The 18,498-nt window shown below is 74.2% G+C and carries 17 protein-coding genes and 2 pseudogenes; 15 read left to right on the top strand and 4 right to left on the bottom strand.

Annotation, left to right across the window (positions count from 1 at the left end):
- Positions 1-19 precede the first annotated feature (19 nt).
- From ACSU53_RS14455 to ACSU53_RS14445, 3 genes are all read left to right on the top strand, one after another.
- A complete protein-coding gene (locus ACSU53_RS14455) occupies positions 20-544 on the top strand; it encodes a YbjN domain-containing protein (protein ID WP_437027886.1) in 525 nt (174 codons plus the stop codon).
- A 213-nt stretch (positions 545-757) separates the two neighbouring features.
- Positions 758-1,375: a DUF1707 SHOCT-like domain-containing protein gene (locus ACSU53_RS14450; RefSeq protein ID WP_437027884.1), complete on the top strand. Its 618-nt coding sequence runs from the start codon at positions 758-760 to the stop codon at positions 1,373-1,375.
- Between the two features lie 455 nt (positions 1,376-1,830).
- Positions 1,831-2,385, top strand: a complete 555-nt coding sequence (locus ACSU53_RS14445) for a Uma2 family endonuclease (RefSeq protein WP_437027882.1) — start codon at positions 1,831-1,833, stop codon at positions 2,383-2,385.
- A 272-nt stretch (positions 2,386-2,657) separates the two neighbouring features.
- Here ACSU53_RS14445 and ACSU53_RS14440 read toward each other — a convergent pair.
- The 4 genes and pseudogenes from ACSU53_RS14440 to ACSU53_RS14425 all read right to left on the bottom strand — a co-directional run.
- Positions 2,658-3,068 (bottom strand): annotated as a pseudogene (locus ACSU53_RS14440) (aminotransferase class I/II-fold pyridoxal phosphate-dependent enzyme); the annotation flags it as partial.
- Positions 3,069-3,111: 43 nt separating this feature from the next.
- A complete protein-coding gene (locus ACSU53_RS14435) occupies positions 3,112-3,537 on the bottom strand; it encodes a cytotoxic translational repressor of toxin-antitoxin stability system (protein ID WP_437027880.1) in 426 nt (141 codons plus the stop codon).
- On the bottom strand, positions 3,534-3,950 hold the full coding sequence (locus ACSU53_RS14430; RefSeq protein ID WP_437027878.1) for a prevent-host-death protein: 417 nt from the start codon (positions 3,948-3,950) through the stop codon (positions 3,534-3,536). Before ACSU53_RS14430 ends, ACSU53_RS14435 begins: the two co-directional genes overlap by 4 nt.
- Positions 3,951-4,188: 238 nt before the next feature.
- Positions 4,189-5,370, bottom strand: coding sequence for a pyridoxal phosphate-dependent aminotransferase (locus ACSU53_RS14425; protein WP_437027876.1), 1,182 nt, complete (start codon positions 5,368-5,370; stop codon positions 4,189-4,191).
- 145 nt (positions 5,371-5,515) lie between these two features.
- On the opposite strand from ACSU53_RS14425, the gene ACSU53_RS14420 reads away from it, so the two are divergent.
- From ACSU53_RS14420 to ACSU53_RS14365, 12 genes and pseudogenes are all read left to right on the top strand, one after another.
- A complete protein-coding gene (locus tag ACSU53_RS14420; RefSeq protein WP_437027874.1) occupies positions 5,516-5,773 on the top strand; it encodes a hypothetical protein in 258 nt (85 codons plus the stop codon).
- 449 nt (positions 5,774-6,222) lie between these two features.
- Entirely contained in the window at positions 6,223-6,741 is a 519-nt protein-coding gene (locus ACSU53_RS14415) for a DUF2617 family protein (RefSeq protein ID WP_437027872.1), read from the top strand.
- A gap of 320 nt (positions 6,742-7,061) precedes the next feature.
- Positions 7,062-8,732 carry a polyamine aminopropyltransferase gene (locus tag ACSU53_RS14410; protein ID WP_437027870.1) on the top strand — a complete coding sequence of 557 codons (1,671 nt, stop codon included), beginning with the start codon at positions 7,062-7,064 and terminating at the stop codon, positions 8,730-8,732.
- A gap of 111 nt (positions 8,733-8,843) precedes the next feature.
- Positions 8,844-9,845 (top strand): SRPBCC domain-containing protein, encoded by a 1,002-nt coding sequence (locus tag ACSU53_RS14405; protein ID WP_437027869.1) that lies wholly within the window; start codon positions 8,844-8,846, stop codon positions 9,843-9,845.
- Between the two features lie 139 nt (positions 9,846-9,984).
- On the top strand, positions 9,985-10,773 hold the full coding sequence (locus tag ACSU53_RS14400) for an aldose 1-epimerase (RefSeq protein WP_437027867.1): 789 nt from the start codon (positions 9,985-9,987) through the stop codon (positions 10,771-10,773).
- Positions 10,774-10,783: 10 nt separating this feature from the next.
- Complete coding sequence (gene pyrE, locus ACSU53_RS14395) at positions 10,784-11,332, top strand: orotate phosphoribosyltransferase (protein ID WP_437027865.1); 549 nt, start codon at positions 10,784-10,786, stop codon at positions 11,330-11,332.
- Between the two features lie 279 nt (positions 11,333-11,611).
- Positions 11,612-12,643 carry a class II fructose-bisphosphate aldolase gene (fbaA, locus tag ACSU53_RS14390; RefSeq protein ID WP_437027863.1) on the top strand — a complete coding sequence of 344 codons (1,032 nt, stop codon included), beginning with the start codon at positions 11,612-11,614 and terminating at the stop codon, positions 12,641-12,643.
- 93 nt (positions 12,644-12,736) lie between these two features.
- A pseudogene (locus ACSU53_RS14385) lies at positions 12,737-14,261 on the top strand (MFS transporter).
- Between the two features lie 199 nt (positions 14,262-14,460).
- Positions 14,461-14,874 (top strand): DUF3151 domain-containing protein, encoded by a 414-nt coding sequence (locus ACSU53_RS14380; protein ID WP_164332981.1) that lies wholly within the window; start codon positions 14,461-14,463, stop codon positions 14,872-14,874.
- Between the two features lie 149 nt (positions 14,875-15,023).
- Positions 15,024-15,854 (top strand): tryptophan 2,3-dioxygenase family protein, encoded by an 831-nt coding sequence (locus ACSU53_RS14375; protein WP_437027861.1) that lies wholly within the window; start codon positions 15,024-15,026, stop codon positions 15,852-15,854.
- A complete protein-coding gene (gene kynU, locus ACSU53_RS14370; RefSeq protein ID WP_437027859.1) occupies positions 15,847-17,079 on the top strand; it encodes a kynureninase in 1,233 nt (410 codons plus the stop codon). Before ACSU53_RS14375 ends, kynU begins: the two co-directional genes overlap by 8 nt.
- A 199-nt stretch (positions 17,080-17,278) precedes the next feature.
- Positions 17,279-18,157 carry an alpha/beta hydrolase gene (locus ACSU53_RS14365; RefSeq protein ID WP_437027857.1) on the top strand — a complete coding sequence of 293 codons (879 nt, stop codon included), beginning with the start codon at positions 17,279-17,281 and terminating at the stop codon, positions 18,155-18,157.
- The last annotated feature ends 341 nt before the right edge of the window (positions 18,158-18,498 follow it).

The following is an 18,498-nucleotide window of genomic DNA, read 5'->3' as shown; positions in this document are numbered from 1 at the left end:
GTACGAAGGGAAAATCACGGTGAGCATCGACCCGTCCTCGATTCCAAGTTTCGGGGGCCAGCCCGAGCCGCAGCCCCAAGGACCGGCGGGCCCCGTCGTCCCGGATCAGGACCTCGTCAAGCAGCTCCTCGACCAGATGGAGCTGAAGTACGTCGTCGACGACGAGGGTGACCTCGCGGCGCCGTGGGAGCAGTTCCGTACCTACTTCATGTTCCGCGGTGAGGAGGATCAGCAGATCTTCTCCGTGCGGACGTTCTACGACCGCCCGCACCAGATCGACGAGAAGCCCCAACTGCTGGAGTCCGTCGACGACTGGAACCGCCGCACCCTGTGGCCGAAGGTCTACACGCACACCCACGACGACGGCACCGTCCGTCTGATCGGTGAGGCGCAGATGCTCATCGGCATGGGCGTCAGCCTGGAGCACTTCGTCTCCTCCACGGTCAGCTGGGTGCGGGCCGCGATCGAGTTCGACAAGTGGCTCGTGGAGCAGCTCGGCCTGGAGCAGGACGTCAACGAGGCGGACAAGCCGGACGACGAGTAGTCCGCCGCCCCCGGCGGCCGGCGGCACCGGCCAGGTGGACGCCGCGCGGGAGCAAGCACAGCACAGCCCGGCCCGGAGGCCGGCCGACCCGGCCGGCTGCGGGGCCGGGCTCTGTCGTGCCGGGACCGCGGTGGCCACGCCGCTCCGTCCTGCTTCGCCTCCCCGCCCGCGAACGCCCGCTCCGGGCGCCCGGAGCCGCCTATTCTTGTGGCCATGACAGCCCAGCCCCCGGAGCACCTGCCGCACTCCGTCCCCCCGGGCGGTCTCCGCGCCTCCCACGACGACCGGGAAGCGGTGGTGGAACGACTGCGCGACGCGGCCGCCGAGGGGCGCATCGGCCTCGACGAGCTGGACGCGCGCCTGGAGCAGGCGCTGACGGCCAAGACGTACGCCGAGCTGGACGTGCTGACCGCCGACCTCCCCCAGCCGCCGTCCCCGGCCGACCAGCCGCCCCTGGTGCTCAAGGGCGGCCTGCACGGGGCGTCCCGGGGCCCCGGGAGCTGGGAGGTCCCCGGGCACGTGATCGCCCGCGGCGGCCTGGGCGGCGTGAAGCTGGACTTCACCCGGGTCGAGTGCCGCCTGCCCGAGGTGACCGTGGAGGCGTACGGGGAGGCGGCCGGCGTCACCGTCGTCATCCCCGACGGCTGGGCCGCGGACACCGGCGCCCTGGACCCGGGCATCGGCGGCCTGAAGGACACCACCACCCCCGACCGCCTCCCCGGCACCCCCCTGATCCGGCTCACCGGTTCCGGCGGCATGGCGGGCGTGGTCGTCCGCCACCCCAACCGCTGGGAGCGGCGCAAGCTGAACAGCAACCCGGTGCGGCGTTAGGGTCCTTCGTTCGGATCAGGCCGGATCAGGCCGCGGTGCCGGGGCCCGCAAGCCCGGCCTGATCCGAACGAGAGGTCCTGGGTTCCACCGGAACGGCCGCCGCCCCGCCGATCTCCGGCACCGGCCGTGAGCGGGCCGCACAACCTGTTCGACCCGAAGCCTTTCCGTGAGCGTCGGGCCGTCGGAAAGTCAGCCGTGCGTCGTCCCTCTTGCAGAAGGCGAAGCGGACGTGGCTGCGGCTGACGCCGGGGTCGTCGTAGAACACGGAGTCGGTGATGGCGACGACGCCGCAGCGTTCCGGGCTGTTCGGGGGATCCGGTGATCCAGCCGACAACTCGCTGGCCTTGCTGTTCCTCAGTCGTGCGACAGGCCGCTGCGTCCGGCGGCCGTACCGACGGGCTCGGTGACGCGGCACTGTCCGTCGTATCCTGACCGCACACGGGAAGGAGCCGTTCATGAGCGTCGACGCGATCGTGCACACCGAGTTCCCCAAGGGGTACACGGTCCTGTTCGGGGCCGACGGAAAGGTGATCATGACCCCGCAGAGCGAAGAGCACTCCAGCACCATCAGGTCGATGCAGATCGACTCCGCTCTTGCCCTCGGCCGTCACGCCAAGGTCACCTCCGACGTCTACATCGACTTCCCCGCCGACGAGAACTCCGCCCCCGATCTGGCGATCCTTCGCGAGGACGCCCGCCGGGAGGGCAAGCGCTACAGCTACGAGGACGTCCTGCTGATCTCCGAGGTCGTCTCGACCTCCTCCGCGCGCAAGGACTACGACGACTGCACCGCGAAGTACGGCCGCTACGGAATCCCGGTCTACCTGGTCGTGGACCCCTACGCCCAGGAAGTCGTCCTCCACACCCAGCCGACCGCCACCGGTTACATCGCCGCGCACACGCACAAGTACGGCACGGGCAAGCTCCCCATTCCCCTGGCCGACGGCCGCACCTTCACCCTCGACCTCGACGAGCTCCCGCGCCCGGAGCCCGAGGCGGAGGGCCGCTGACGAGGGACGTCCCGCCGGTCAGGCCCGTTCCGTGCCGCGAGTGGTGACGAGCGCTCCTGGAGCCGGCACCACCGGTTGCGCGGTGAGCGACGGCGCGGACGGGCCCGCTCCTGGCTGGCCGAGGAGGGGTACTGCCCGCACATCTCGTTGCTGTCCCTGTCCTGCATGATCCGCGCGCTGTCAGCGGGCCTGACGGCAGTCGAATGCGGGTGCGCGGCGGCTCGGAGCGACCAGGCCGTGTGGCCGGGCCACAGGGTGGTACATCCGTTGCGTCAGGCGGCCAGCGTCTTGAGCCGGGAGGCCGCCTCCTTCAGGACGCCTGTCCGCTTGCAGAACGCGAATCGCACGAAGGGCGCGCCGTGCTCGCGGTGGTCGTAGAAGACCGCGATGGGGATCGCGACCACCCCGCAGCGTTCCGGCAGGGCCCGGCAGAAGGCGATGCCGTCGGTCTCGCCCAGGGCGCGGATGTCGGCGGTGATGAAGTAGGTGCCGGACGGGCGGTAGACCGTCAGGCCCGCCTCCTCCAGGCCGGCGGCGAGGAGGTCCCGCTTGCCGCGCAGGTCGTCCCGCAGCCCCGTGAAGTACGACTCCGGCAGCGCGAGCGCCTCCGCGACCGCGTACTGGAACGGGCCCGCGGAGACGTAGGTCAGGTACTGCTTGGCCGAGCGGACGGCGGTGACCAGCGGGCGGCGAGACAGATTCCGCCTTTCGGGCCGAGGCGCGGACTCAGCTCCCGTCAGTCCAGTACTTCTGGAGTCTCACAACCGCCTCCTCCTTGGTCATCCTCGCCACAGCGTCCTCGTCGACGCCCACGCGGTGAATGAGCAGATGCACCAGGTCGGCGGGAAGTGCCTCGCGTGGCGGCTCGGGAGCGCCCCGGTCAGGCAGTTCGCCCTGCTGTGCGCAGGCCCAGAACTCGTCCTCGGTGACGTTCAGTTGGTCTCGCAGGATGTGCCGCCACGTGGCGGGGCCGTACGCCGTGCGATCCACCGGGTGCGAGATTCTCGTACGCAGGATCCTGCCGTCGTGCAAGGTGAGTTCGTAGGTCACATGGTGGGTACCGGTGCGCCCGCGGGAATCCCGGACCCGTTCCCACTTCTCCACGCGGCAGAAACGATCGTGGTTCTCACGGTCGGGCTGGGGCCAGGTCACTGCGGAGCACCCACCAGCCAGTCGCGCAGTTCTCCGTCCTCGCTGAGGGCGATCAGCTGCACCAGACCCCAGTTCTCCGCGTGGTTGGGGGCCACCCGCAGCCTGTCCTGCCAGTCTTCGGCGTACTCGCGCAGGACCTGGACCATCTCCTCTATCGCTTCGTCGAACGTGGCCCCGTCGGCGGCCAGTGGCAGGCCGGGCAGAAAGACGGACCAGCCGCCCGCCTCCGCGACCACCTCAGCCTTCGAGGGGCACACGAGCGACAGAAGATGGCGCAGTCGCTGCACGTCCACGACTGCCGACCGGCGGGAGTCACGGCGTACGGTCGCTACCAGCCCCTCGTCGGCCGCGTCGAGGAGGTCCTTCAGGTGCGCGCGCGCCTGGGTGTAGCTCTCGTAGTGCACCGCGGCCATGACCTGCCTCCTCGATCGTCCAGCCTCTCCAGCGTGTACCCCTCCGCTACGTACGTCAAGTACGCGAAGTACTCCACGTACTCGACGTGCGTTCGCGGTCCCGGCGAACGAACGACCGGCACCGTCCCGGCGCCCCGCCACGGCCGGCACGTCCAGCTCGGCCCGTTCTCCGAACGCCCGCAGACGGCCGCTGGGGTGCTCGCCGTGACCCGGTCCCATTCGGGCACAGGGGGCGAGCTCACGGCGCCATGCGTTGTAGGCGGTTGGCGGCCTCGTCGAGGACGTCGTCCCTCTTGCAGAAGGCGAAGCGGACGTGGCTGCGACTGACGCCGGGGTCGTCGTAGAAGACGGAGTTGGGGATGGCGACGACGCCGCAGCGTTCCGGGAGCGCTCGGCAGAAGGCGTGGGCGTCTTTCTCACCGAGAGGGGTGATGTCGGTGGTGATGAAGTATGTGCCCCGTGGCATGTACGTCTCGAACCCGGCCGCCCGCAGGCCGTCGCCGAGCAGATCGCGCTTGCGTTGCAGGTCGTCCCGCAGCCCCGTGAAGTACGACTCCGGCAGCGCGAGCGCCTCCGCGACCGCGTACTGGAACGGGCCCGCGGAGACGTAGGTCAGGTACTGCTTGGCCGAGCGGACGGCGGTGACCAGTTCGGGGGATCCGGTGACCCAGCCGACCTTCCAGCCGGTGAACGAGAAGGTCTTGCCGGCGCTGGAGATGGTGACCGTGCGCTCCCGCATGCCGGGGAGGGTGGCCAGCGGGACGTGCTCGGCGTCGTCGAAGACAAGGTGCTCGTAGACCTCGTCGGTGACGACCAGCAGGTCCCGCTCCACGGCCAGGGCGGCGATCTGCGCCAGTTCCTCGCGGGTGAGGACGGTGCCGGTGGGGTTGTGCGGGGTGTTGATCAGCAGGAGGCGGGTGCGGTCGGTGACGGCGTCGCGCAGTTCGTCGAGGTCGAGCCGGAAGCGGCCGTCGCCGGGGCGGAGCGTGACGGGGACGCGGGTGCCGCCCGCCATGGCGATGGAGGCGGCGTAGGAGTCGTAGTACGGCTCCAGGGCGATCACCTCGTCCCCGGGCTCCACCAGGGCGAGCAGGGCGGCGGCGATGGCCTCGGTGGCGCCGGCGGTGACCAGCACCTCGGTGTCGGGGTCGACGGACAGGCCGTAGCGGCGCCGCTGGTGGGCGGCGACGGCGGTGCGCAGTTCGGGGATGCCGAGGCCCGGCGGGTACTGGTTGCCGCGGCCGTCCCGCAGCGCGCGCACGGCGGCCTCCCTGACCTCCTCGGGGCCGTCGGTGTCGGGGAAGCCCTGGCCGAGGTTGATCGCCCCGGTGCTCAGGGCCAGGGCGGACATCTCGGCGAAGACCGTGGTCCCGAACTCGGCGAGGCGGCGGTTGAGGAGGGGGCGCGCGCTGGAGGTCATGGGTCATCCTGCGCCGAAGCTCTGGCTTTGCTCAACTCTGCTTTGGGCCGTGCGGGCATCGGGCATCTCCCGCACACACGCGTGAGCGAGGCGCCCACGGGGGGCTGCTTCGGGGGATCACGGGGGAACGGAAGGAGCGGACGTCATGGGGGATTTCCTGTACTGGCTGGTCGTCCTGTTCGTGTTCATCGGGGCCGTCGTGCTGATCGGGGTCATGGTGGGCCGCGGGAGCGGGCGCGCGGTGCCCGCGTCCGGGCGGCGGGGGCGCCGGGAGAGCTGGTGGGCGGCCGGTGACAGCGGCAGCGGTTCCGCCGGCTCGTCCTGCGGCGGTTCCTCGTCGTGCGGCGGCTCGTCGTCGTGCGGGGGCGGCGGCGGGGGCGGTTGCGGCGGCGGAGGGGGCTGAGCCGCCGGGACGGCAGCCGCCGGCTTCCGCTTCCGGGGGAGGGCGGTGGGGTCCGCGCGGGGGGCGGACCCCGCTGTCGCCGGGCGGGACGCCACGACGGACCGGTCGCGGCGTCGCCGTCGTCGTCGGCGCCGTGGCCGGGCGGCCGGTTCCGAAAGGGCGCGTGGCCGGGCGTTCGCACGGGTGCGTGCCGGGCGCGCGGGGTGCGCGGCGCGATTGAACAGTTGAGCTGTGGAGCCCTCTAGGGGATGGAAACCGCCTGAACTTGGGTAAAAACGCTGTATCGGCGCCACGGTTCATGATTCCCTCTCAACCACCAACGCAGCCCTCGGACTTCCAGCGGAGCCCGTCCCGACCGGCCGACCGGGCTGACGGGCCGAACCCGGTACGACCGGGGTGCGCCGGACTCCCCCCATCTCTTCCTCCTTGCGCGCTTGCGGAGCCGATCCATGCTCACGACCCTGAACACCTCCTACACCGACACGTGCGCGGCCGACCTCGCCTGGGCCCTGGGCCGCGAGCCGCTGCCCGCGCTGGCCACGCTCGATCTCGAACTGACCGGCGTGAAGCTCCAGATGCGCCTGCTCGGCGCGTCCCACCAGGTGCTCGTGGAGGAGGAGCGCGGACTGTGCTCGGAGACGGTGGCGTGCATTCCGGGCAGCAGTACGCCCCTTCCCCTGGGCGTCGCCAAGCGGGTGGGCGACTGGGAGTACGAGTTCGCGGCCCGGGTGGAGGTGCTCTCCCCGGGCTCGTTCGCGGGCCGCGCCCAGGAGTTGCTCGCCCTGGTGGCCGACCATCCGCAGGGGCTGGCGGGGGTGTTCCCCGGCAGCCCGCACGCGTTCACCGCCCTGCTGGCCCAGCGCCATGAGGACCAGGTGCACTGGCGCACCTGGCACGCGTACCCGCAGGAGGGGCAGTTGGTGACCACCCGCACCCGAGTGGGGACGCGGGTCCGGGCGGCGGCCTGAGGCGCGGGGACGAGGGGACGAGGGGCCGCCGGGGCTGCGGCCTGAAGGGCTGGGACGAAGGGCCGTCCGGGCGGCGGCCTGCGGTGCGCGGGCGCGGGTTTGGCCCGGCGGCGGCCGGGAGGCGAGCGCACGGGCCCGTCCGGGCGGCGGTCGGCGGCACGAGGCGGGGCACCCGGCGGACCTGGGGCGGACCGGGGCGACGCGCGGGCCGGCGAGCCTGCCCGGGCGGGATTCCGCTCGTCCCAATATCGGTCAGGAGTAAACAAGCACCACACGTGTGGGTGACGATCCGCGCCCGAGGTGTGACGTAACGTCGCAGGGTGATCGAACCGCACGCCCCCGCTCCGCCCCGTTCCACCGCACCCGGGGGCGGGCCGCACGGCTCCGGTGGCGGTCCGGTCGGCGGCCCGCCGCCGCTGCCGGTCCGGCAGGGCACCGGGCGGTTCCTGGTCCTGGCCGGGGTGTTCGTCTGTGCGGCGTGCGGGCTCGTGTACGAGCTCGAACTGCTCGCCCTGGCCACGTACTTGATGGGCGACTCGGTCACCCACGCGTCGGTCGTGCTGTCCGTCATGGTGTTCGCGATGGGCATCGGCTCCCTGGCCGCCAAGCGGCTGCGCGGGAACGCGGCGGCCGGGTTCGGGGCCGTCGAGGCGGCCCTCGCCCTGACCGGCGGGTGCAGCGCGATGGCCCTCTACGCGGTCTACGCCTTCACGGGCGCCTGGGGCGGCGTCTGGGAGAACGGCCCGCGCTGGCTGCTGGTGGGGTTCTCCCTGGCCACCGGTCTGCTCATCGGTGCCGAGGTGCCGCTGCTGATGGAGCTGATCCAGCGGATCCGGCGCCAGGACGCGGGCGGCGCGGTGGCCGACCTGTTTGCCGCCGACTACGTCGGCGCGCTGGTCGGCGGGCTCGCCTTCCCGTTCCTGCTGCTGCCGTTCCTGGGGCAGTTGACCGGGGCGCTGATCACCGGCGCCGTCAACGCGGTGGTGGGCGCGGCGCTGGTGCTCGGGCTGTTCCGGCAGGACCTCGGCCGCCGCGACCGCCGCCTGCTGGTGGTGGCCAACGTCTGCGTGCTCGCCCTGCTCGCCTCCGCCGCGGTCCTGGTCGACGACTTCGAACGGGCCGCCCGGACGGCGATGTACGGCTCGGACGTCCGCGTCGCCCTGCACACCGGCGTGCAGGAGGTGGTGCTCACCGGGGGGCGGGACGGCCGCCCCGCCGACCTGTTCCTCGACGGGCGGCTCCGGGTCAGCGGACAGGACGCGCCCCGCGCCGCCGAGGCGCTGGTGCACCCCGCGATGAACGGGCCGCGCGCCCGGGTGCTGGTCCTCGGCAGCGGGGACGGGCTGGCGGTCCGGGAGGTGCTGCGGTTCGAGGGCGTGCACCGGGTGGACGTGGTCACCCGCGACCCGGGGCTGGTGCGGCTGGCGCGCACCGACCCGGCGCTCACCGCACTGAACGGGCGGGCGTTCGACGACCCCCGGGTGCGGGTCACGGCCGGCGACCCGTTCAGCCGGCTGCGCGGCGGCCCCCGGGCCGCGTACGACGTGGTGGTCTCCGATCTGCCGCACCCCGCGATCACCGAGAGCACGAAGCTGTACTCGCTGGAGTTCTACGGGCTCGCCCGGCGGGTGCTGGCGCCCGGCGGGCGCCTCGTCGTGCACACCGGACCGGTCACCGGCCGCGCCCGGGTCCTGGGGACCGTCGAGTCGACCCTGCGCGCGGCCGGCTTCGGCACCGCCCCGTACCGGCTTCCCGGGCTGCGGTCCGCCGGTGCCGGGCCCGACCGCACGCCCCGGGGCGGGGCGACCGGGAAGGACCGGGGGTTCGTCCTGGCCTCCCGCGCCACGCCCGGGCTCCGCCTCGACCCGTCCGGCCCGCGCCCGCGCACCCTCACCGGTGCCGGCCTCGCCGCCGCCGCGCGCCGCGCCGAGGACAGCCGCCCGCCCGGCCTGCCGCCGTCCACCCTGGTCCACCCGCGCTACGCCCGCTGAGGCCGCGGGGCCCGGCCGTGACCCGGGCGGGGCCCGGGCCGCGCGCCGACGCGCCGTGACTTCGCGCCGACGGGGGTACAGCCCGGTGTCGCCTGGGTAGGCTCGGCAGGCATGGAGCACGAGGTGTTCGTTCCGGTTCCGGCCGATCGGCTCAGAGCAGTGCTGGACGACCCCGCGCGGGTCGCCCGGGCGGTGCCCGGGCTCCAGCACGACGCCGGCGCGGAGCCGGTCGCCGGCCGGCTGAAGGTCCGTATCGGCAGTCACTCCATCACCTACGGCGGCGCCGTGCGCGTCACCGGGCAGGACGACGGCTCCTACGTCGTGGAGGGCGAGGCGGCGGAGACCCGCGGCACCGGCTCGGTGAAGCTGACCCTGCGGCTGGGGCTGCGGGAGGCGGAGGGCGGCACCACGCTCGCCGCCGACGGCACGGCGCGCGCCGACGGCCGGATCACCGGCCTCCCGCCGGACGCGGTGGCCGCGGCGGTCACCCGGCTGCTGACCCGGTTCGCGGAGAACCTGGGGACCGCGGCCCGGCAGGACGACGCCCCGCCGGACGCCGCCCCGGGCCCGGAGGCGCCGTCGGACGCGTCCCCCGGCGCGCCCCGGGCCGCCGAAGCACTGCCGGAGGCGTCCCCGGCCGCCGGGACGCCGTCGGAGACGGTCCAGGAGGCGGCGACCGAGGACTTCGAGCCGGGCGGCACCGGCGACTTCGAGGCCGCGCCGGACGCGGACGACGCCCCGGCCCCGGACCCCGCCCACCGCATCGGCGCCGACGCCTCCCCGTCCGCTCTCGACCCGGTGGCGGCGGGCGAGGACGAAGAGGACGAAGAGGCCGGAGAGGCCGGAGAGGCCGGAGAGGCCGGAGAGGTCCTGGGGGCCGGGGGTCCCGAGGAGGCCGGCGACGCCGTCGCGGAGGCCGCCCACGCACGCCGTACGATGATCGGCCGCAGCGCCGAGGAGGTGGACCACGCCCCACCGCGCGGCCGGTACGCCCCCGTGCCCGCGCCCCAGACCGTCTCGCCGCCCGCCCCGCTGCGCTGGGCCGCCCCGGCCGCGGCCCTCGCCGTGGCTTCCGCCGTCGTCGCCGTGCGGTTCCTGCGCCGCCGCCGGTGACCCCGGGCCGCCGGCGATCCCTGGCCGCCGGTGGCCCCCGGTCGCGGTTCCCCCTGGCCGCTGCGGCCCCCGGCCGCGGTGACACCACCGGCCGGTCGTGCCCCCCGGCCGGTGATGATCAGCGCAGTAGGGTCGTCCCGTGAGCAATGACGACATCACGCTGACCGCGGGCGACGCGGAGGTGACCGTGCGGCCGGGCAACGGCGGGCGGGTCGCAGGGCTGCGGATCGGCGGCACGGAGCTGCTGCGGCAGGGCGAGCGGTTCGGGTGCTTCCCGATGGTCCCCTGGTGCGGACGGATCCGTGACGGCCGGTTCCGGGACGGCGCCACCGTCCACCAGATGCCGCTGAACGCGCCGCCCAACGCCATCCACGGCACCGCCCGGGACGCCGCCTGGCGCACCGCCCGCGTGGACGACGGCGCCGCCGTCCTCACCTTCGACCTCGCCGAGCCGTGGCCCTACCCCGGACGCGTGACCCAGCGGATCGAGCTCGCCGAGGACTCCCTGACGCTGAGCATGGCGGTGGAGACCTACGAGTCGTCCTTCCCGGCGCAGATCGGCTGGCACCCCTGGTTCAACCGCACCCTCGACGGTGCGGAGGCCGTCCTGGACTTCACGCCCGCCTGGCAGGAGGAGCGGGGCGAGGACCACCTGCCCACCGGCCGCCGCATCGATCCCCGGCCCGGCCCGTGGGACGACTGCTTCGGCATGCCCGACGGCGTCGACGTCACCGTGACCTGGCCCGGCCGGCTGAGCCTGCGGATCACCAGCCGCGAGCAGTGGGTGGTGGTCTACGACGAGCAGCGCGAGGCCGTCTGCGTGGAGCCGCAGACCGGCCCGCCCGACGGGCTGAACAGCGCCCCGCGCCTGGTCACCCCGCTGGAGCCGCTGGAGGCCACGACGACCTGGACGTGGACCCGCCTCTAAGCTGGCTGCCATGACGGACACGCGCGGCGCGCTGCTGCAGCAGATCAAGGACAAGGCCGTGGTGCACGGCAAGGTGACGCTCTCCTCGGGGCTGGAGGCCGACTACTACGTCGACCTGCGCCGCGTCACCCTCGACGGCGAGGCCGCGCCGCTGGTCGGTCAGGTGCTGCTCGACCTGACCGAGGACTACGCGTTCGACGCGGTGGGCGGCCTGACCATGGGCGCCGACCCGGTGGCCGCCGCCATGCTGCACGCCGCTGCCGCGCGCGGCCGCAGGCTGGACGCGTTCGTCGTCCGCAAGGCGGCCAAGGCGCACGGTCTGCAGCGCCGGGTGGAGGGGCCGGACATCGCCGGCCGCCGTGTCCTGGTCGTCGAGGACACCTCCACCACCGGCGGTTCGCCGCTCACCGCGGTCGAGGCCGTGCGGGAGGCGGGTGCCGAGGTGGTGGCCGTCGCCACCATCGTCGACCGGGCGACCGGCGCCGCGGAGAAGATCCGGGAGGGCGCGGGCGTGCCGTACCTGTTCGCGTTCGCCAAGGACGAACTCGGGCTCGACTGACCGGCGGCACCGGTCGTACCGGTCGTACGGGCCGCACCGGTCGTAGGGCCCGTACCGGCCCGGCCGGCTGGTCCGGCCGCCGGCCGTCCGTCCGGAGGCTGCCGCGGCACGGTGGCGCGGCATGCTCCGGGATCCCCCCACATCACGACTTGACCTGCGCCGTGGACCTGGCGGACAAGTCTGGGAAGATGGGGCCGACAACGACGTCGCTTCCAAGGTTCCAGGTCAGGGCCGACAGTACGCAGTACGCCAACCCGCACAGCTAAGAGGAGCGGACAGATGCCCATCGCAACTCCCGAGGTCTACAACGAGATGCTGGACCGGGCGAAGGCAGGAAAGTTCGCCTACCCGGCCATCAACGTCACCTCGTCCCAGACCCTGCACGCGGCACTGCGCGGCTTCGCCGAGTCGGAGAGCGACGGCATCGTCCAGATCTCCACCGGCGGTGCCGAGTTCCTGGGCGGCCAGCACAGCAAGGACATGGTGACCGGCGCGGTCGCCCTGGCCGAGTTCGCGCACATCGTGGCCGAGAAGTACGACGTCAACATCGCGCTGCACACCGACCACTGCCCGAAGGACAAGCTGGACGGGTACGTCCGCCCGCTGCTCGCCGTCTCCGAGGAGCGCGTCAAGGCCGGCCGCAACCCGCTGTTCCAGTCCCACATGTGGGACGGCTCCGCGGAGACCCTGTCCGACAACCTGACCATTGCGCAGGAGCTTCTGGAGCGCGCCCGCGCCGCGAAGATCATCCTCGAGGTCGAGATCACCCCGACCGGTGGCGAGGAGGACGGCGTCTCGCACGAGATCAACGACTCCCTCTACACCACCGTCGACGACGCGATCCGCACCGCGGAGGCCCTCGGCCTCGGCGAGAAGGGCCGCTACCTGCTGGCCGCCTCCTTCGGCAACGTGCACGGCGTCTACAAGCCGGGCAACGTCCGCCTGCGCCCGGAGCTGCTGAAGGAGCTCAACGAGGGCGTCGCCGCCAAGTACGGCAAGCCGGCCTCCCCCGGCCCGTTCGACTTCGTCTTCCACGGCGGCTCCGGCTCCAGCGAGCAGGAGATCCTGACCGCCCTGGAGAACGGCGTGGTCAAGATGAACATCGACACCGACACCCAGTACGCCTTCACCCGGCCCGTCGCCGACCACATGTTCAAGAACTACGACGGCGTCCTGAAGGTCGACGGCGAGGTCGGCTCCAAGAAGACCTACGACCCGCGCACCTGGGGCAAGGTCGCCGAGGCGTCGATGGCCGCCCGTGTCGTCGAGGCCTGCCGCCACCTGCGCTCGACCGGCACCCGCATCAAGTAACGGCTCCCCGGGCCCGTCCGCCGGACGGGCCCGCGCCGCTCGCGACGGACCCGGCACCCTCCGCGGTGCCGGGTTCTTCCGTATGCGCCGAAGATGCCCGATGTCCGGCTGGCCTCCCCGCAGGGCAGGTGGATCCTGCTCACCACGGTGCTCGGTTCCGGCATGGCCCTGCTGGACTCCACCGTCGTCAACGTCGCCCTGCCGCGCATCGGCCGGGACCTCGACGCCGACCTCGCCGTGCTGCAATGGACGGTCAACGCGTACATGGTCACGCTGGCCGGGCTGATCCTGCTGGGCGGGGCGCTGGGGGACCGGTTCGGGCGGCGGCGGGTGTTCGTCGTCGGCGTGGTGTGGTTCGCGGCGGCCTCCCTGCTGTGCGGGCTCGCCCCCGGTGCCGGGACGCTGATCGCCGCCCGCGCGCTCCAGGGCGTCGGCGGCGCCCTGCTCACGCCGGGCTCGCTCGCCCTCATCCAGGCGTCGTTCCACCGGGACGACCGGGCACGCGCGGTCGGCCTGTGGTCCGGCTTCGGGGGGATCGGCGCGGCGGTCGGCCCCTTTCTCGGCGGCTGGCTGGTGGACGGGCCCGGCTGGCGCTGGGTGTTCCTGATCAACGTGCCGGTCGCCCTGCTGTGCGTCCCGGTCGCCGTGCGCCACGTGCCGGAGTCCTCCGGCGGCGGCCCGCACGGCCGCTTCGACGTGCTCGGGGCCGGGCTCGGCGCCCTGGCGCTGGCGCTGGTGACGTACGCGCTGATCGGGGCGGAGGAGGCGTCCGGCGCGGTGGTCGTCGCGGGGGCCGCCGGACTGGCCGCCGCGGTGGCCTTCGTGTGGGTGGAGCGCCGGCACCCGGACCCGATGATGCCGCCGGGCATCTTCGCCTCCCGCCAGTTCACCGCGGTCAACCTGCTCACCCTCTGCGTCTACGCGGCCTTCGGCGGCTTCTTCTTCCTCGCCGCGCTCCAGCTCCAGGTCGTCGTCGGCTACTCGGCGCTCGCCGCGGGCGCGGCCCTGCTGCCGACGACCGCGCTGATGCTGCTGCTCTCCGCCCTCCCCCACTCTCGGCTTCGCTCGAGCGGGAGGTACCCCCATCGGCGAGCTCGCCGACCGCATCGGCCCGCGCCTGCCGCTCACGGTGGGGCCGCTGCTGTGCGCGGCGGGCATGCTGCTGATGCTGCGCGTCGGGCCGGGCGCCTCCTACCCGGCCGACGTGCTGCCCGCGCTGCTGGTCCTCGGGTTCGGCATGGTCGCCCTGGTGGCGCCGCTGACGGCGACCGTGCTCGCCTCGGTGGACGTCGGCCGGGCCGGGCTGGCCAGCGGCATCAACAACGCCGCCGCCCGCGCGGCCGGGCTGCTGGCCGTGGCGGCGCTGCCGCTGCTCGCCGGGATGGGGCCGGAGGCGTACCGGCGGCCGGACGCCTTCGACGCCGCGTTCGGCCGGGCGATGCTCTGGTGTGCGGGCCTGCTGGCGGCCGGCGCGGTCCTCGCCTTCGCGACCGTGCGCCGCCCCGCCCCGGACTGCCGCCGCCCCGAGTGCCGCACCCACGGCAGCGTGGCCGTGCCCCCGCTGGAGCCCCGCACCTCCGCCGGGCGGCTGCGGCCCGGGGGCGCCGGGCCGCGCTGAGGTCGCCGGGCGCGCGCCACCGGGGCGCACGGCCAGGGCTGGGGCCCCGGCCGCGGGGACCGACGGGCCGGCGGTCCCGGGCCGCGGGGACCGACGAACCTGTGGTCCAGGGACGCGAGAACCGACGGGCCTGCGGTCCCCTGCCGCGGGGACCGACGGGCCGGCGCGGGGTGCGGGCCCGATGTACCAGACTGGAGCCATGTCGATTCACGAGAACCTTCTCGGGGGCCCGCCCCCCACGCACCTCCCCGACGACCCCGGGCCGCGCGAGCTGCTTGCCTCGGGTGCCACCCCGACCGATGTCGCCGCGCAGTACCCCACCTCGTCGCTGGCCTGGGCCCGGCTGGCCGACGAGGCGTTCGAGCGGGGCGGCGTCGTCGAGTCGTACGCCTACGCCCGTACGGGCTACCACCGCGGGCTGGACGCCCTGCGCCGCAACGGCTGGAAGGGCCACGGGCCGGTGCCGTGGGAGCACGAGCCCAACCGCGGCTTCCTGCGCGCCCTGCACGCCCTCGCCCGGGCCGCCCAGGCCATCGGCGAGAAGGAGGAGTACGAGCGCTGCTCGCAGTTCCTGAAGGACTCCTCCCCGACGGCGGCCGAGGTCCTCGGCTGAGCGGTCGTGACCGCGTCGAGGCCCGCCCGTGAGCGGGCGGGCCTTGCGGATCAGTGGGGCTCGTGCGCAGGATGCGATGGGGACCGGGGCCCCCGTGCCGGTAACGGCAGGGGCGGACCGCTACCCGGAGCACATTTCAGGAGACAGCGATGTCCCACGAGGCTTACGAGCCCGAGACCCCGCATCTCGACTTCCAGGGCACGACCCCGTACGAGGACTACGTCAAGGCCGACGTCCTCACCCACCTCCAGCACACCCTCTCCGACGATCCCGGAGAGATGGTCTTCCTGGTCACCACCCAGGTGATGGAGCTGTGGTTCACCGTGATCGTCCACGAGTGGGAGACGGCCGCGAAGGCGCTGCGGCAGGACGACGTACCGACCGCGACCGACGCGCTGAAGCGGTCCGTGCGCGAACTGGAGGCGCTGAACGCCTCCTGGAAGCCCCTGAGCGGGCTCACCCCGGCGCAGTTCAACTCCTACCGCGGTGCCCTCGGCGAGGGGTCCGGCTTCCAGTCGGCGATGTACCGGCGGATGGAGTTCCTGCTCGGCGACAAGTCCGCGTCCATGCTGGTCCCGCACCGGGGCGCGCCGCGGGTGCACGCCGAGCTGGAGAAGGCCCTGCACGAGCCGAGCCTGTACGACGAGGTGCTGCGCTTCCTCGCGCGGCGCGGTCACGCCATCCCCGACGAGGTGCTCAGCCGCGACGTCTCGCAGCGCTACCAGCCGTCCCCGCAGGTGGAGGCCGTCTGGACGGCCGTGTACGCGGGGGACGAGCGGGACGAGGTGGCCCGCCTGGGCGAGGCGCTGACCGATGTCGCCGAGCTGGTGTGGCGCTGGCGCAACGACCACCTCGTCGCCACCCGCCGGGCGATGGGCGCCAAGACCGGGACGGGCGGCTCCGCCGGGGTGGCCTGGCTGGAGAAGCGGGCGCAGAAGAGCGTGTTCCCCGAGCTGTGGACGGCGCGGTCCTATGTCTGATCAGCGGGTACGGGCCAAGGAACTGGACGACGCCGACGAACTGGCGGCCAAGCGTGCAGAGTTCGTGCTGGACGCCGCCTCCGGGCCGGAAGCCGGCGCTGAGGGCGTCTACCTGGACGGCAACTCGCTCGGCGCGCTGCCCGCCGCCGTGCCCGCCCGGATGGCGGACGTGGTGGGCCGGCAGTGGGGCGAGCTGCGCATCCGGTCCTGGACGGAGGGCGGCTGGTGGACCGCGCCCGAGCGGATCGGCGACCGGATCGCCCCGCTGGTGGGCGCGGCGGCCGGGCAGATCGTCGTCGGCGACTCGACCAGCGTCAACGTGTTCAAGGCCGTCGTCGGCGCGGTGCGCCTGGCGCGGGACGGCGACCCCGCCCGGGACGAGGTCCTGGTGGACGCGACCACCTTCCCCACGGACGGTTACATCGCCGCGTCGGCGGCCCGGATGACCGGCTGCACGCTGCGCCCGGTCACCCCGGCCGAGGTGCCGGGCGTGCTCGGCGAGCGGACGGCCGCCGTGCTGCTCAACCACGTCGACTACCGCTCCGGCCGGCTGCACGACCTGCCCGCGCTCACCGCCGCCGTGCACGCGGCGGGCGCCCGCGTGGTGTGGGACCTGTGCCACAGCGCGGGCGCGCTGCCGGTGGACCTGGACGGGCACGGCGTGGACCTCGCGGTCGGCTGCACCTACAAGTACCTGAACGGCGGCCCCGGTTCACCCGCGTACCTCTACGTCCGCGAGGAGCTCCAGGACCGCTTCGACTCCCCGCTGCCCGGCTGGAACTCCCACGCGGAGCCCTTCGGGATGCGCCCGGACTACGAGCCGGCGCCGGGCGCGCTGCGCGGGCGGGTCGGCACGCCCGACATCCTGTCCATGCTCGCCCTGGAGGCGGCGCTGGACGTCTGGGACGGGGTGTCGGTCGGACAGGTGCGGGCGAAGTCCCTCGCGCTGACGGACTTCTTCCTGGAGTGCGTGACGGCGTACGTCCCGGACGGCCGGGTCGAGTGCCTGACCCCGCTCGCACACGCGGAGCGGGGCAGCCAGATCGCCCTGCGCTGCCCGGACGCCGGTGACGTGATGCGGCGGCTGATCGAGCGCGGGGTGGTGGGCGACTTCCGGCACCCGGACGTGCTGCGCTTCGGCTTCACCCCGCTGTACCTCGGCTTCGCGGACGTGGAGCGGGCGGCGCGGGTGCTCGCCGAGGTGCTGGCGGCCGACGGGGACTGACCCCCGCGCGCCGTGCCGGCCGGCCGCGTTCCGGCCCACCCCGCGCCCGTCGCGGGTGGGCCGGAGCCGGCGGACCCGGAGGGTTCACCGAGCGTGATATCCCCATGTCCACGCGGGTCGTGGTGCTGATACCGTCCCGGCCAAACGGCCGGATCCTTCACCGGTCCGCCATCCACGTCGCACCGCTGAGAGGTCGAGCATGACGGACGCCGCCGCAGCCGCCCGGGCCGCCGCCGAGGAGGAGGCGGCCCTGTCCCACGCGCCCGTCGACCCGGACACGAGCGCGGCCTACGGCGACGGCCCCGACCAGGTCGTCGACTTCTACGCGCCGCGCGCGGCGGCCGGTCCCGGCGGCCCGGCCCCCCTGGTCGCCGTCCTGCACGGCGGGGCCTGGCGGGAGCCCCACGACCGGCGGCACATCAGCCCGTTCGCGGCCTTCCTGGCCCGTCGGGGCTTCGCCGTGGCCAGCGTGGAGTACCGGCGCGGCGCGGGCCGGGACGCGGCCGGCGAGCACCTCGCGGGCCGGTGGCCGGACACCTTCGACGACGTCGCCGCCGCCCTGGACGCCCTCCCGGCCCTGGCCCGGCGGCACCTGCCGCAGGCCGATCCCGGCCGCACGGTCGTCACCGGCCACTCGGCGGGCGGCCACCTCGCCCTGTGGGCCGCCGCCCGGCACCTGCTGCCCGCCGACGCGCCGTGGCGCACCGATCGCCCCGCCCCGCTGCGCGGCGTCGTCGCCCTCGCCCCCGTCGCGGATCTCGAGGTCGCCGACAAGCTGGCCGTGTGCGGGGGCGCCGTGCGCCAACTCCTCGGCGGCGACGAGCGGTTCGCGGAGCGCCTGCCGTACGCCGACCCGGCGGTGCTGCTGCCCACCGGCATCGCCACCACCGTCGTCCAGGGCCGCACCGACGTCGACGTGCCGCAGGCGGTCGTCGAGGCGTACGCCGACGCCGCGGCCAAGGCGGGCGAGGTCGTGGGCCTGACCCTGCTGGAGGACGTCGGCCACTTCCCCCTGATCGACCCGACGGCCGACGCCTGCGCGGTGGTGGCGGAGGAGATCGCCCAACTGGCCTGGTGAGGGGCCGACTTCCGGACCACTGTCCCGCCGTCGGGCCGGCCGCCCGTCGTACCCCTCATACCTGGGAGCTACCCCGCAGGTGAGTCCCGCGGCGGGACGCGGGACGCCCCCGTGACTGCGTAACTTCCTTGCCCAGCGGGCCCGATGGCCGGGCGCCGCACGGGAGGCGGAGGGACGAGGCTGCGGGGGGAGCGTGGCCCGGGCGACGGCGCCGGGGCGGGGCGGGGGCGGGAAGGGGCGCGCCGCGCGCGGGGGAGGGGCCTGCCCGCCGCGCTCGTCGGCCTCTCCGCGACGGCCGTACTCCTCCGGCACCGGACGGCCCGCCGGCCGACCTCGAGAGG

The sequence above is a fragment of the Streptomyces sp. enrichment culture genome (genome assembly GCF_964273255.1).
In the GTDB taxonomy this organism is placed as follows: domain Bacteria; phylum Actinomycetota; class Actinomycetes; order Streptomycetales; family Streptomycetaceae; genus Streptomyces.
The sequence above is the reverse complement of the archived record's forward strand: the minus strand, read 5'-3'. Positions and strand labels throughout refer to the sequence as shown.

Coding starts and splice junctions, on each gene's coding strand:
- ACSU53_RS14430 (WP_437027878.1), bottom strand. CDS start 3,950: ATGGCCGCGGTGCACTACGAGAGCTACACCCAGGCGCGCGCGCACCTG.
- ACSU53_RS14425 (WP_437027876.1), bottom strand. CDS start 5,370: ATGACCTCCAGCGCGCGCCCCCTCCTCAACCGCCGCCTCGCCGAGTTC.
- ACSU53_RS14365 (WP_437027857.1), top strand. CDS start 17,279: ATGACGGACGCCGCCGCAGCCGCCCGGGCCGCCGCCGAGGAGGAGGCG.
- ACSU53_RS14450 (WP_437027884.1), top strand. CDS start 758: ATGACAGCCCAGCCCCCGGAGCACCTGCCGCACTCCGTCCCCCCGGGC.
- ACSU53_RS14420 (WP_437027874.1), top strand. CDS start 5,516: ATGGGGGATTTCCTGTACTGGCTGGTCGTCCTGTTCGTGTTCATCGGG.
- ACSU53_RS14405 (WP_437027869.1), top strand. CDS start 8,844: ATGGAGCACGAGGTGTTCGTTCCGGTTCCGGCCGATCGGCTCAGAGCA.
- fbaA (WP_437027863.1), top strand. CDS start 11,612: ATGCCCATCGCAACTCCCGAGGTCTACAACGAGATGCTGGACCGGGCG.
- ACSU53_RS14380 (WP_164332981.1), top strand. CDS start 14,461: ATGTCGATTCACGAGAACCTTCTCGGGGGCCCGCCCCCCACGCACCTC.
- ACSU53_RS14375 (WP_437027861.1), top strand. CDS start 15,024: ATGTCCCACGAGGCTTACGAGCCCGAGACCCCGCATCTCGACTTCCAG.
- ACSU53_RS14415 (WP_437027872.1), top strand. CDS start 6,223: ATGCTCACGACCCTGAACACCTCCTACACCGACACGTGCGCGGCCGAC.
- kynU (WP_437027859.1), top strand. CDS start 15,847: ATGTCTGATCAGCGGGTACGGGCCAAGGAACTGGACGACGCCGACGAA.
- ACSU53_RS14445 (WP_437027882.1), top strand. CDS start 1,831: ATGAGCGTCGACGCGATCGTGCACACCGAGTTCCCCAAGGGGTACACG.
- pyrE (WP_437027865.1), top strand. CDS start 10,784: ATGACGGACACGCGCGGCGCGCTGCTGCAGCAGATCAAGGACAAGGCC.